Source organism: Usitatibacter palustris (assembly GCF_013003985.1).
Classification (GTDB): Bacteria; Pseudomonadota; Gammaproteobacteria; order Burkholderiales; family Usitatibacteraceae; genus Usitatibacter; species Usitatibacter palustris.
The window spans coordinates 1,398,259-1,411,581 of the sequence record NZ_CP053073.1 but is presented as its reverse complement, the minus strand read 5'-3'; the positions used below and the strand labels follow the sequence as shown (position 1 = coordinate 1,411,581).

General features: G+C 61.1%; 9 protein-coding genes, 3 tRNA genes and 3 rRNA genes. 1 reads left to right on the top strand and 14 read right to left on the bottom strand.

Annotation, left to right across the window (positions count from 1 at the left end):
* Nucleotides 1-53 precede the first annotated feature (53 nt).
* The 13 genes from DSM104440_RS07235 to DSM104440_RS07175 form a co-directional block, all read right to left on the bottom strand.
* Complete coding sequence (locus DSM104440_RS07235; RefSeq protein ID WP_171161349.1) at nt 54-1,727, bottom strand: flotillin family protein; 1,674 nt, start codon at nt 1,725-1,727, stop codon at nt 54-56.
* A 34-nt stretch (nt 1,728-1,761) separates the two neighbouring features.
* Nucleotides 1,762-2,400 carry a YqiJ family protein gene (locus tag DSM104440_RS07230; RefSeq protein ID WP_171161348.1) on the bottom strand — a complete coding sequence of 213 codons (639 nt, stop codon included), beginning with the start codon at nt 2,398-2,400 and terminating at the stop codon, nt 1,762-1,764.
* Between the two features lie 7 nt (nt 2,401-2,407).
* Nucleotides 2,408-3,085 carry a PspA/IM30 family protein gene (locus DSM104440_RS07225; RefSeq protein WP_171161347.1) on the bottom strand — a complete coding sequence of 226 codons (678 nt, stop codon included), beginning with the start codon at nt 3,083-3,085 and terminating at the stop codon, nt 2,408-2,410.
* A 2-nt stretch (nt 3,086-3,087) separates the two neighbouring features.
* Nucleotides 3,088-3,603 (bottom strand): hypothetical protein, encoded by a 516-nt coding sequence (locus tag DSM104440_RS07220; protein WP_171161346.1) that lies wholly within the window; start codon nt 3,601-3,603, stop codon nt 3,088-3,090.
* Between the two features lie 166 nt (nt 3,604-3,769).
* A complete protein-coding gene (locus DSM104440_RS07215; protein WP_171161345.1) occupies nt 3,770-4,138 on the bottom strand; it encodes a hypothetical protein in 369 nt (122 codons plus the stop codon).
* A 140-nt stretch (nt 4,139-4,278) separates the two neighbouring features.
* Nucleotides 4,279-5,442, bottom strand: a complete 1,164-nt coding sequence (locus tag DSM104440_RS07210; protein ID WP_212758253.1) for a sensor histidine kinase — start codon at nt 5,440-5,442, stop codon at nt 4,279-4,281.
* Between the two features lie 73 nt (nt 5,443-5,515).
* A complete protein-coding gene (locus DSM104440_RS07205; protein WP_212758252.1) occupies nt 5,516-6,184 on the bottom strand; it encodes a VTT domain-containing protein in 669 nt (222 codons plus the stop codon).
* An 81-nt stretch (nt 6,185-6,265) separates the two neighbouring features.
* Nucleotides 6,266-6,379: ribosomal RNA gene (gene rrf / locus DSM104440_RS07200) — 5S ribosomal RNA — on the bottom strand.
* Between the two features lie 148 nt (nt 6,380-6,527).
* Nucleotides 6,528-9,425 (bottom strand): 23S ribosomal RNA (locus tag DSM104440_RS07195).
* A 356-nt stretch (nt 9,426-9,781) separates the two neighbouring features.
* A tRNA-Ala gene (locus DSM104440_RS07190) sits at nt 9,782-9,857 on the bottom strand.
* A gap of 64 nt (nt 9,858-9,921) precedes the next feature.
* Nucleotides 9,922-9,998: transfer RNA gene (locus DSM104440_RS07185), tRNA-Ile, on the bottom strand.
* Nucleotides 9,999-10,087: 89 nt separating this feature from the next.
* Nucleotides 10,088-11,625, bottom strand: a 16S ribosomal RNA gene (locus DSM104440_RS07180).
* Together the 16S, 23S and 5S rRNA genes with 3 tRNA genes alongside form the textbook arrangement of a ribosomal RNA operon.
* 207 nt (nt 11,626-11,832) lie before the next feature.
* A tRNA-Met gene (locus tag DSM104440_RS07175) sits at nt 11,833-11,909 on the bottom strand.
* 156 nt (nt 11,910-12,065) lie between these two features.
* Between DSM104440_RS07175 and DSM104440_RS07170 the strand changes: the two genes are divergently transcribed.
* Nucleotides 12,066-12,683: a DUF4126 domain-containing protein gene (locus tag DSM104440_RS07170; protein WP_212758251.1), complete on the top strand. Its 618-nt coding sequence runs from the start codon at nt 12,066-12,068 to the stop codon at nt 12,681-12,683.
* A 31-nt stretch (nt 12,684-12,714) separates the two neighbouring features.
* Here DSM104440_RS07170 and recR read toward each other — a convergent pair whose 3' ends face one another.
* Complete coding sequence (gene recR / locus DSM104440_RS07165; protein ID WP_171161343.1) at nt 12,715-13,311, bottom strand: recombination mediator RecR; 597 nt, start codon at nt 13,309-13,311, stop codon at nt 12,715-12,717.
* Nucleotides 13,312-13,323: the final 12 nt, after the last annotated feature.

Sequence of the window (13,323 nt, the reverse complement as noted above, 5' to 3'; positions counted from 1 at the left end):
CCAATGATGCCAAGGCGACGCAACGGAAACGCGCGTCGCCTTCGCCAATCCATCTACTTTTTTCCCTCGCCCTTTTCGGGCGCCTTGGGCGCGGCGGGTTGCGGGTCCGGTTCGATCATCCCCTCGGTGAGCCCCGCGAGACTGCCGCCTTTCAGGCCCAGCTCCTTGAGCAGCGCGTCGATCAGCGGCTGCTGCGTGCGATAGCTCAACGCCGCCTGCACCGCCTGGTCCGCGAGACTCCCGCCACCGGACGAGGCGGAACCACCGCCACCGCCGGAGGAGCGCGTGAGTCCATCCACCTGGAAGATCTTGATGCCTTCGATCTTCTCCATCGGCTTCACGGACTCCGCGATGATGCGCGGCAGCGCGGTGATGAGCGCGATCTTCACCTGCATCGCGATCTGCTCCGCCGAGAGCTTGTTGATCGCCTCGTTGATCATCGACTTGCCTTCGGCTTCCACTTCGTAATTGCGCAGGTTCGCTTCCGCACGGATGCGCAGCGCCTGCGCATGGTTCTCGGCGGCGTCCTTTTCCGCGGCGGCGCCCACCTTGATGCCGATCGCCTGCACCTGGGCCTGCTTGTCGGCCTCGACGAGGTCGACCTCCTTCTCGCGTTGCGCCTCGGCGACCGCGGCGGCGGTGATCACCAGCTGCTCCGCTTTCACGGCGCCCGCGCGTGCCTCGTTCGCCTTCGCCTCGGCCTGCGACTGCTCCTCGGACTTCTTCGCGACCGAGATCGCCTTTTCCTGGTTGGCGATCTGCGTCGCGCGGGCCTGGTCGATCTCCGCGATCTGCACGTTGCGGTCGGCATCGATCTGCTTCTGCTTGACCGCGAACTCGCGTGCGACGTCGGCCTCCTTCACCTGGCGTTCGGCGTCGATGCGGGCCTGCTCGGCCTCGCGCTTGCGCTGCGCCTGGATGGCGGCGATCGCGGCGGCCTGCTCGGCTTCGCGGGTGGCGACCTCCTGCTGCTGGGTCAGCGTCGCGAGGCGCTGGTTGCGCTCGATGTCGAGCTTCTGCTGCGTCGCCTCGAAGTTCTTCTGCGCGATCGCGACCTGCGTGGTCTGCTCGATCTCGTTGCGCTCCTTGCTGCGCTTCTGCGTTTCCTGCGTGAGGCGCGTCAGGCCTTCGGCGTCGAATGCGTTGTCCGGATTGAAGAAGTTCTTCGACGTCTGGTCGAAGCTGGTGAGCGAAACGCTCTCGAGCTCGAGGCCGTTCTTCGTGAGGTCCTCGGCCACCGCGTTCTGCACGGCCTGGATGAAGTCCTGGCGCTTGTCGAGGAAGTCCTGCATCGTCATCGACACCGACGCGGCACGCAGTGCGTCCACGAACTTGTCTTCCACCAGCGCCTTCAGAGCCTCGGGATCGAGCGTGCGTTGGCCCAAGGTCTGCGCGGCATCCGCGATTCCCTCGACCGTGGGGATAACGCGCACGAAGAACGCAGCGACCACGTCGACCCGCATGCGGTCCTTGGTGAAGAGGCTGTCCTTGTCGGAGCGGTGCACCTCGAGCTTGAGGGTGTTCATGTTCACCCAGATGAGCTCGTGGAAGACCGGCAGCTTCACCGCGCCGCCGTCCATGATCACTTTCTGGCCGCCCAGGCCGGTGCGCACGAACGCACGTTCCTTCGACGAGCGCTGGTACAGGCGCGAGAAAATCATCCCCACGACGAACAGCGCGACGACGACGATCAACGCGACGATGATGGTGTTCAGCAGGTCCGGCATGACGGCTCCCATCTTGTTTTTCCCCTATTGCGATCTAAAGCAGGTCCGGCTTCGGATTGCGGATGCATTCGAACTTCTTGCCGCTTACGCGCTTCACGAGCAACACCTGGTCGTTGGCACCGAAGGTTGTTTCCGGTTGGTCGGGTTCGACCAGCACGTAGAGCGTCTGCCCGAATTCCGTGGTGAGGCGGGCTTGCGCGGGATAGCCGTGCTTCGCCGTGCCGCCGGTCACCGTGGCGATACGGCCCACCAGGGAGTCGAGCGACACGGCGGCACTCTGCTCGCGCGGCAGCACGCGGGCGAGCATGCCTCCGGATATGCGAACCACCGGCAGCGTCGCGACAAATGCCGCGGGTGCGCCGATGAGTGCCGGGATATAGATGCCGAAGAGCGCGTGCACGACGATGTTCGCGAGGAAGCCGATGACGGCATAGGTCGCGAGGAAGATCACCACGAGCACCAGCAGCGGGACGCGCCCCACGTGCAGCCAGCCAAGCCATGAATCGGCCGGCACGTCCCCTCCTTCATGCCCTTCGTGGGATACGAGACTGTCGAGCCAGTGCGAGGCGCTCATCCCCACCAGCAGCGCAACCCCTTCCACGGCCGCGATGACAAGCATCACCAGCGTGGCAATCAGGAAGGGCGCGGACTCCGGCGCGAGAAAGACTCCCATGGCCGGCCTATTGCTTCTGCGGCATCGTGGCCCTCAGCTTGGCGAGCCGCTCCTCGACGCGGTGCGAACGCTGCAGGTCCTGCAATTCCTTCAGCTGCGTCGCGTTGGCGGTCACGTTGGGGCTGAGGCCGCTGACGCCGGTCTGCCGCGCCATGACGCGGTCGAATGCGGAGCCCGCGTTGTCGACGCGCATCTGCGCGCGCCCGCTGTTGTTGGTGGACACGCCGGGCGGCACCTGGCTCGCCCGTGCAGCGATGAACTCGCGCAGCGCCTCTTCCATCTCGCGCTTCTTCGCGAGCAGCGCCGTGATGTAGCCCTCCAGGTCGTGGCCTCGCTCCGACTGCTCCGCGAGCATCTTCTGCAGCACGGGAAGCTGGTCCTCGATGTTGATCTGCTTCTCGACGCCGGCGCGCGCGAGGTCCTCGCGGCCCTGCTCGATGGCAACCTCCACCTGCGAGGCGAGGCGCTCGCTCTCCGTGTTGAGCTTGTTCAGCTGCGAGGTGACCAGGTGCTTGGCCGCTTCGGCGCGGCCCAGCTCGATGCGGACTTCGTCGATCACCTGGTCCACTTCGCGGATGGCTTGCGCCATGGTCGCCTCGGGCGCCGCGTTCTCGACTGTATCGAGCAGCGCGTGAACGCTGCCTCCGACGATGCGCGTGACCCGCGCCGAAATGCTGTCTGCCATGGTCATGTCTCCTTTCGGGATTTGCGGTCGGCCGAGATGAGGCCCGCGAGCTCGAGGATCCTGGGCAGGTGTCTTTCGATGGCGTGGGGATCGTAACATTCCGCCGCAGGAGTGACGCCCAGCCGCATGAGCGTCGAGAAAAGCTGGAAGCATCGTTGCACGAGTGCCGCCTCGATCTCGGTGACGTGCGCTTGCGCGTCCTTGCCGAAGCGTCGTTCCGACAACATCGTGGCCATGATCTGCGGCAGCCATTCGACCACCGCGTTGATCGCGTCCGAGTGCATGCGGTGGCGGTTCTCCACCTCGCGCAGCGCGACCACGAACGGACCGAGCAGGTCGCGCAGCCAGGCCACGCAGGTCATGTGGTCCATGGTGCCCTGGTGCTGCTTGCGCATCTGGGCGAGGAGCGCTCTCAGCTTGTCGCTGGGGGTGCTCGCGCCCGAGACCTCGAGAGCCGAGAGCCATTCCAGGTCTTCCGAGGGGATACGGACCGACAGGGTTTGCATCTGGGTGCTCATTCGCCTCTCCCGCCCGCCGCGTTCATTCGCGGGCATATGCATACGTTTGTATGCAAACTACCCGGGCGGGAAGTCCTTGTCAAGCCCCGGGACCCACAAAGCAAAAAGCCCGACTTCGCTAGGAAGTCGGGCTTTCTGTTGGGGAGGGCCTGGCCGGCGAGCTCGCCTATTGCTTCAATGCGATGGTCGTCCTGGTCTTCGGATCGAACTTGAGGTTCACCTTGCTGATCGCGCACATGTCGAGGCTCGTCATGACCGCCTCGGCGTTGTTATCGGCGAAGACCACTTTCATGTCCTGAACACACGCAAGGCGGGCGCCGAATTTGAGCACGATCTGCGTTCCGTTCTCCATTGCGGCGTTGTCCTGGAACCGGTCGCCTCCCCACTGATTCTGGCCGGCCGGCGAGAGGTAGACCTCGCGAATGGCGTGGCCTGAATTGTTGGCAAGCATGACTTCCGAGTCGCCGGCGAACGACGGGCCGGCACCCAGCGAGGCGGCGGCAGTGAGCATCAGGCCGAAGGTGCGCAGCTTCATGTTGTTTTCTCCCTGAGTTTTGTGAACGACTGGGGAGAATGATGGGACTGCCGCGCCAAAACCCGTGTGAGGCCGGTCACACCGGCCTGTTAAGGCTGTAATCGAGTCCGAGGGCCGACAGGCGACTCACTGCCTCGAGTTCAAGCCTCGGCGACCGGAGTGGTCGCGACGGCGGGCGCCGGCGCTTCCTCACTTACCGCCGGAGCGCGCGGGAGAGTGAAGCGGAAAGTCGCGCCCTGTCCCACCACGCTCTCGACGACCACCTTGCCGCCGTGGGCCTCCACGAACGTCTTCACGATGGCGAGGCCGAGGCCCAATCCGTCGCGCTTCGGGTCGGTCTCGAGCGCCTCGAACACCTTGTCCAGGCGGTCCGCGGGAATGCCGGCGCCGTCGTCCTGCACCCAGATCTCGAGGGGCGAGACGCCGCCCGGATCCCTGGCTCCTATGATGACCTCGCCGCCGGGGGCGTAGGTGATGGCGTTGCTCAACAGGTTCTGCAGGACGCGGCGCAGGAGGTTCGCATCGGCGTTCGCATCGATCTCGTCGGGCACCTGGTTGATCACCCGCGTCGCGGCCTTGGTGGCGATCGGCTGAATGTCCTGGATGACGGTCTCCACCATCGGCCAGAGGTCGAACTTGCGCCGCTCTATCTTCACGCCGAGCTCGGTGAGGAGCTGCGTGTTCTCCGCGAGCACGGCGCCTACCAGCGCCTCGAGCTGGCGCGTATTGCGGGCGAGGATCTTGAGGAGCCGCGTGTTCTCGGCATCCAGCCCGTTGCTCCCGACGCGCTTCTCGAGCAGGTACGTGGAGAAGGCGATCACGCTCAACGGCGTTCGCAGGTCGTGGGCGACAAATGCGAGGTGCTCGCTGCGCCGGCGCTCGACTTCGCGCGCCTGGCTCGCGGCGAACGCCTTCACCGCGTCGCCGATTGCATCGTCGAAGAACTTGTCGAGGTAGCGGCGATCATCGCCGGCCAAGGTCACGCCGTGGCGCTCGCCCAGGTCGTGGATGCAATCACGCAGGATGTTGTACTCCGACACCACTTCCTCGATGTCGAAGCCATCCTCGAAGCGCTGCAGTCCGTGCGCCAGGGGGCTGGAGGGGCTCGTGTCACCCTCCGCGGCCTCGGAGGCGGTCACCAGACATGCGGCCAACTCCGCGATCCAGCCGGGAAGATGGTCGTTGAGGGTAGGGACGTCGAGCTTGGCGGCCGACGGCAGGGCGCGCACGCGTGCGCGCCAGCGGAGCAGGACCGCGTCGCGCTCCTCGAGGATGGCAGTGGCCAGCTGACGAAGGATCTTCATGCGGCAACCTCGGAGGAAGATCGTATAGGACTCGGCCTACAGTAATAGGTTCGGAGGTGCGGGCGATCGCAGGTCAGAGCCGGCGTGGCGATCGCAGGAGCCAGGCGGTGTAAATGACGAATACCGCCGTCGATGCGCCGAAGACGATGACTTGCGTTGCGGTTGAAAGGGTTGGAAGCAGGGCGAACAGCAGCGCGAACGGCGCTGCGCCGATAGCAGTGGATAGCGCAACTTCGGCCTTGGTGGTGCTCGGACTGAACAGGCCGAGCGCATACGACAGGACGTCGACCGGGAACGTCATACGCAGCATGATCAACGAGCCCAGGCGGTAGCGCGGATGAATCAGCCGGTCGATTTGCGCATGGCGCGTCACGGAAGGAAAGTGCCGCAGGATCCATGCGCGGGCGTGGCGCCCGAGCACGAACGAAAGTGTCGCACCGATCACCCAACCCAGGAGCAGCAGTAACGCAGTCAACCAGGGGCCCCAGGCAAGGACCGCGATCGGCACCAGCGGCAGGTTGGTGAGCAGCGGCATCAGCACCGCGACGACCGACGTGACAACGAACACCGCGAGACCCGCTCGCTCGTTGTCCAGCACTGCCTCGCGAATCGGTATCGCGTACTCCTGTGCCAGCCACGCCCCGGCAGCGAACAATGCGACCACCCACAAGCCGGTCCGTAACGAGGGCCACAGGTGGGCCCATGTCAGCGCGTGCGCGGGAGGGCCTTCCGGGCTGTGCATGCGAGCATGTTCGCACGCCGGATGCGCGCACAAAATGCAAAAGCCCAACCACGTGTGTGGTTGGGCTTTTGTTTTGTAAGGCCCTGGCGATGACCTACTTTCTCACGGGCAATCCGCAATATCATCGGCGCGGCGTCGTTTCACGGACCTGTTCGGGATGGGAAGGGGTGGGGCCAACGCGCTATGGTCGCCAGGAATTCTGTCGAGTTCGTTGAGTCGGTGTGTTGAGCTCAACGCGCTCATGTTCGGGATGGATAGAAGGTGTTGCTGGGCGAGGCATTGCTGCCTGCATTTTGGTTCTTGGTTTTGCGTTGCAGGACTCACAAGCTTTTCGCAAGGTTATAGAGTCAAGCCACACGGGCAATTAGTACCGGTCAGCTAAGGACGTTACCGTCCGTGCACACCCGGCCTATCAACGTGGTGGTCTACCACGACCCTTCAGGGAGGTCGAGCCTCCGGGAGATCTCATCTTCAGGCGAGTTTCCCGCTTAGATGCTTTCAGCGGTTATCTCTTCCGTATATAGCTACCCGGCAATGCCACTGGCGTGACAACCGGTACACCAGGGATACGTCCACTCCGGTCCTCTCGTACTAGGAGCAGCCCCCGTCAAATCTCCAACGCCCACGGCAGATAGGGACCAAACTGTCTCACGACGTTTTGAACCCAGCTCACGTACCACTTTAAATGGCGAACAGCCATACCCTTGGGACCGGCTACAGCCCCAGGATGTGATGAGCCGACATCGAGGTGCCAAACTCCCCCGTCGATATGAACTCTTGGGAGGAATCAGCCTGTTATCCCCAGAGTACCTTTTATCCGTTGAGCGATGACCCTTCCATTCAGAATCACCGGATCACTATGACCTGCTTTCGCACCTGCTCGACTTGTCAGTCTCGCAGTCAAGCCACCTTATGCCATTGCACTATGAGTACGATTTCCGACCGTACCTAGGTGACCTTCGCACTCCTCCGTTACTCTTTGGGAGGAGACCGCCCCAGTCAAACTGCCTACCATGCACGGTCCCCGACCCCGTCAAGGGGCCCAGGTTAGAACCGCAACGTCGTCAGGCTGGTATTTCAACGTTGGCTCCACCGAGTCTGGCGACCCGGCTTCAAAGCCTCCCAGCTATCCTACACAGACAGCGTCACAGTCCAATGCAAAGCTACAGTAAAGGTTCATGGGGTCTTTCCGTCTAGCCGCGGGGAGATTGCATCTTCACAAACATTTCAACTTCGCTGAGTCTCAGGAGGAGACAGTGTGGCCATCGTTACGCCATTCGTGCGGGTCGGAACTTACCCGACAAGGAATTTCGCTACCTTAGGACCGTTATAGTTACGGCCGCCGTTTACCGGGGCTTCGATCAAGAGCTTGCACCCCATCACTTAACCTTCCGGCACCGGGCAGGCGTCACACCCTATACGTCGACTTCCAACGTCTTAGCAGAGTGCTGTGTTTTTGATAAACAGTCGCAGCCACCGATTCTCTGCGGCCTTTCTCGGCTCCCCCTGTACGGGTTCACCTACCAAAGGCACACCTTCTTCCGAAGTTACGGTGTCAATTTGCCGAGTTCCTTCTCCTGAGTTCTCTCAAGCGCCTGAGAATTTTCATCCTGCCCACCTGTGTCGGTTTGCGGTACGGTCCCAACGGGCTGAAGCTTAGTGGCTTTTCCTGGAAGCAGGGTATCCGCGACTTTGGAGAGCAAGCTCTCCTCGTCCCGCGCCTCAGCATTGACCCCCCGGATTTCCCTAAGGGATCTGCCTACACGCTTCACCGGCACATCCAACAGCCGGTTCGCATAACCTTCTCCGTCCCCACATCGCACCCGTCGGCGGTTCTGGAATATTGACCAGATTCCCATCAGCTACGCGTCTCCGCCTCGCCTTAGGGGCCGACTCACCCTGCGCCGATGAACGTTGCGCAGGAAACCTTGGGCTTTCGGCGAGCGGGCCTTTCACCCGCTTTATCGCTACTCATGTCAGCATTCGCTCTTCCCATACCTCCAGCAACCCTTACGAGTCACCTTCGCAGGCGTAGGGAACGCTCCTCTACCACCGATGGATTGCTCCATCGATCCGCAGCTTCGGTTATCGGCTTGAGCCCCGTTACATCTTCCGCGCAGGACGACTCGATCAGTGAGCTATTACGCTTTCTTTAAAGGATGGCTGCTTCTAAGCCAACCTCCTGACTGTCTGTGCCTTCCCACTTCGTTTTCCACTTAGCCGATATTGGGGACCTTAGCTGGCGGTCTGGGTTGTTTCCCTCTTGTCCCCGGACGTTAGCACCCGGGGACTGTCTGCCGTGCTCGAGCTCTACGGTATTCGGAGTTTGCAATGGTTTGGTAAGCCTATAGCGGCCCCCTAGCCATAACAGTGCTCTACCCCCGTAGGCAATACACGACGCACTACCTCAATAGTTTTCGAGGAGAACCAGCTATCTCCGGTTTTGTTTAGCCTTTCACCCCTATCCACAGCTCATCCCCGACCTTTTCAACGGGCGTGGGTTCGGCCCTCCAGTGGGTGTTACCCCACCTTCAGCCTGGCCATGGATAGATCAACCGGTTTCGGGTCTACGCCGCGCTACTGAATCGCCCTATTCAGACTCGCTTTCGCTTCGCCTTCGGCATCAAGCCTTAAGCTCGCAACGCAACGTAAGTCGCTGACCCATTATACAAAAGGTACGCCGTCACCCGGATTGCTCCAGGCTCCGACTGTTTGTATGCATGCGGTTTCAGGATCTATTTCACTCCCCTCCCGGGGTTCTTTTCGCCTTTCCCTCACGGTACTGGTTCACTATCGGTCGATTACGAGTATTTAGCCTTGGAGGATGGTCCCCCCATCTTCAGACAGGATTTCACGTGTCCCGCCCTACTTGTCTCGAGCTCAGTTCCACGCATTCGTTTTCGCGTACGGGGCTATCACCCGCTATGGCCGGACTTTCCAGACCGTTTCGCTAACGCTCGCGCTAAAGCTCGAAGGCTCTTCCCATTTCGCTCGCCACTACTTTGGGAATCTCGGTTGATTTCTGTTCCTGCGGTTACTGAGATGTTTCAGTTCTCCGCGTTCGCTCCTTCGCTCCTATGTATTCAGAGCGAGGTGACCCTATGACGGGCCGGGTTTCCCCATTCGGAAATCTGCGGATCAGCGCCCATTTGCCGGCTCCCCGCAGCTTATCGCAGGCTGTCGCGTCCTTCGTCGCCTGTAATCGCCAAGGCATCCACCACATGCACTTATTCGCTTGACCCTATAACCTTGCCGCCCCCCTTGCGGGGAGCAGGTCCGAGGTAAAGTTCCTCGCACCACGCAGCTATAGTTCTCTCGCGCGCTTGTGCGTCCATCAAAACAAACGAGTTTGATGAACATGCAATACATCACCCAGTCGTGTGATCGCGCCCCGGTTCTTAAACACTTTGCACGCTGTAGCGGATATCCCAGGCAATCGCTTGCCACGGGCATCCACGCGCAAAAAGAACCACGCGAACACACCACCTTCTAATCCCGAATTGTTAAAGAGCAGCCGATCGATGACTTCAATAAAGAAGCATCGAGGAGCACGCGCATACACGCACTCTCCGATGCACCCTCAACACAGAACAAAACTGGTGGAGCTGGACGGGATCGAACCGACGACCCCCTGCTTGCAAAGCAGGTGCTCTCCCAACTGAGCTACAGCCCCGCTTCTCGCCTCCCCTAGCGCCTCTTCTTCTTTTGATCGCGCCCTCCAGGACCCCACGCAAAGTTGGTGGGTCTGGATGGATTCGAACCATCGACCCCCGCCTTATCAAGACGGTGCTCTAACCAACTGAGCTACAGACCCGATTCCTGGGCGCTCTCGCACGCTAAGAAACAACCGATAGATGGTGGGCGCTGCAGGTAAAACCGCTGCGGCGACAATCTCTTCTCTAGAAAGGAGGTGATCCAGCCGCACCTTCCGATACGGCTACCTTGTTACGACTTCACCCCAGTCACGAATCTCACCGTGGTCGGCGCTCCCCTTGCGGTTAAGCGACCGGCTTCTGGTGAAACCCGCTCCCATGGTGTGACGGGCGGTGTGTACAAGACCCGGGAACGTATTCACCGCGACATGCTGATCCGCGATTACTAGCGATTCCGACTTCATGCAGTCGAGTTGCAGACTGCAATCCGGACTACGACGCGCTTTGTAAGGGATTGGCTCCAGGTCGCCCCTTCGCAGCCCTCTGTACGCGCCATTGTATTACGTGTGAAGCCCTACCCATAAGGGCCATGAGGACTTGACGTCATCCCCACCTTCCTCCGGTTTGTCACCGGCAGTCTCATTAGAGTGCCCAACTAAATGTGGCAACTAATGACAAGGGTTGCGCTCGTTGCGGGACTTAACCCAACATCTCACGACACGAGCTGACGACAGCCATGCAGCACCTGTGTTCCCGTTCCCTTTCGGGCACACCCGAATCTCTTCAGGCTCCAGGACATGTCAAGGGTAGGTAAGGTTTTTCGCGTTGCATCGAATTAATCCACATAATCCACCGCTTGTGCGGGTCCCCGTCAATTCCTTTGAGTTTTAACCTTGCGGCCGTACTCCCCAGGCGGTCGACTTCACGCGTTAGCTTCGTTACTGAGAGTGTCAAACCCCCAACAACCAGTCGACATCGTTTAGGGCGTGGACTACCAGGGTATCTAATCCTGTTTGCTCCCCACGCTTTCGTGCATGAGCGTCAGTGTCAGCCCAGAGACCTGCCTTCGCCATCGGTGTTCCTCCTGATATCTACGCATTTCACTGCTACACCAGGAATTCCAGTCTCCTCTGCCGCACTCCAGACTCCCAGTCCCAAACGCCATTCCCAGGTTAAGCCCGGGGATTTCACGTCTGGCTTAAAAGCCCGCCTGCGCACGCTTTACGCCCAGTAATTCCGATTAACGCTCGCACCCTACGTATTACCGCGGCTGCTGGCACGTAGTTAGCCGGTGCTTATTCTTCCGGTACCGTCAGTAGTCACGGATATTCACCGTAACCGTTTCGCTCCGGACAAAAGAGCTTTACAACCCGAAGGCCTTCTTCACTCACGCGGAATGGCTGGATCAGGGTTGCCCCCATTGTCCAAAATTCCCCACTGCTGCCTCCCGTAGGAGTCTGGGCCGTGTCTCAGTCCCAGTGTGGCTGATCATCCTCTCAGACCAGCTACCGATCATCGCCTTGGTAAGCCTTTACCTCACCAACAAGCTAATCGGACATCGGCCAACCCAATCGCGCGAGGCCTTACGGTCCCCCGCTTTCCTCTCCCGAGCTCATGCGGTATTAGCCTGGCTTTCGCCAGGTTATCCCCCACGACTGGACATGTTCCGATGTATTACTCACCCGTTCGCCGCTCGCCGCCAGGGTTGCCCCCGCGCTGCCGCTCGACTTGCATGTGTAAAGCATTCCGCCAGCGTTCAATCTGAGCCAGGATCAAACTCTTCAGTTCAATCCATTTAAAACTCACTCGAATCACTTGGATTCAAAAGTGAGCACTGCAAGCATTGCTTTATCCGAGATCCCCACAACACGCTTCGCACCCATAACAGGCACCCACGTGAAGCAGGCTCGCAACAACGCCCACAACACCCACCTCTATCGGCTGTAACTTGTTAAAGAGCGATGGCACTCCCTTGCCGTGCAAGCTACTGGGAGTTGGTTGCGGGGGTAGGATTTGAACCTACGACCTTCGGGTTATGAGCCCGACGAGCTGCCAGACTGCTCCACCCCGCGCCAGAGTCGGTGCGCTCGAACCTTGCTGCTGGTTAGAACGTCGCCGAGAGGTAAATTATGGCATTTTGCGACCCCGAGCGTCAACCCAAACGCCGGAACAAACCCAGGGCGGCACCCAAAATTTCCGTAAATCAGGACGTTAGAGGTTAGTCACCGATGACCGGCACCGAGTTGCATGTCCTCCAGACCGTCGCCCTCGCCTCGCTCCTCGCATGGGCGAGCGGCGTGCGCCTTTATCTCGTGATCTTCGCGCTGGGCCTCGCGCACCAGCAGGGTTACTTCGCACTGCCCGATGGCTTGAAGATGCTCGCGCATCCTTATGTTGTATGGACCGCGGGCTTCCTCGTCGTGATGGAATTCCTCGCCGACAAGTTTCCCGGTGTCGACAGCGCCTGGGATGCGATCCACACGTTCATCCGCATTCCCGCGGGCGCGCTGCTCGCGGCCGGTGCTACCGGTGACACACTCACTGCGCTGACGATTGTCGCGGGATTGCTCGGCGGGACGATCACGGCCGGCACGCACTTCACGAAGGCGGGCGGCCGCGCGTTGATCAACACGTCGCCCGAGCCTGTCTCCAATTGGACCGCGTCATTCGCGGAAGACTTCGCCGTGCTGGGCGGAATCTGGCTCGCCTTCCAGCATCCGCTGGTGTTCCTCGCGTTGCTCGTTGTCTTCCTTGCGATGGTCGCGTGGCTGCTGCCGAAGTTGTGGCGGCTGGTGAAGGGAATCTGGAGCGCCTTCGCGACACCGAGAGAAAAGGGGTCAGGTTAGTTTTTCCTTCTGTCCCCTTTTCTACCGCGAGCTAGGCGGGACGTCGCTCCACGAGCGCTTGGGCGAGCGTGCCGCTGTCGACGTGCTCGAGCTCGCCGCCCACGGGCAGGCCGCGCGCGATGCGCGAGACCATCAACCCCTTGGCCGAGAGCAACTCGCTCACGTAGTGCGCCGTCGCTTCGCCTTCGACGGTGAAGTTCGTCGCGAGGATCACTTCCTTCACGACGCCGTCGGTCGCGCGCTTGAGCAGGCGATCGAGGTGGATCTCCTTCGGGCCGATGCCGTCGAGCGGAGACAGCCGCCCCATCAGCACGAAGTACATGCCCGAGAAGCTCTGCGTCTGCTCCATCATCAGCAAGTCGCCCGGAGTTTCGACGACGCATAGCAGCGTCCGGTCGCGACGCGTCGATGCGCACACCGCGCACTGCTCCGCTTCGGTAAACGTGTTGCAGCTCGCGCAATGGCGGATGCGATCGAGCGCCGCGGCGAGCGCGCCCGAGAGGCGCCCCGCGCCTTCGTGATCGCGCTGCAGCAGGTGATAGGCCATCCGCTGCGCGGACTTCGGCCCCACGCCCGGCAGGCAGCGCAGCGCGCGAATCAGCTCGTCGAGTGAGCCCGGGTTTTCCATCGCGCGGCGCGG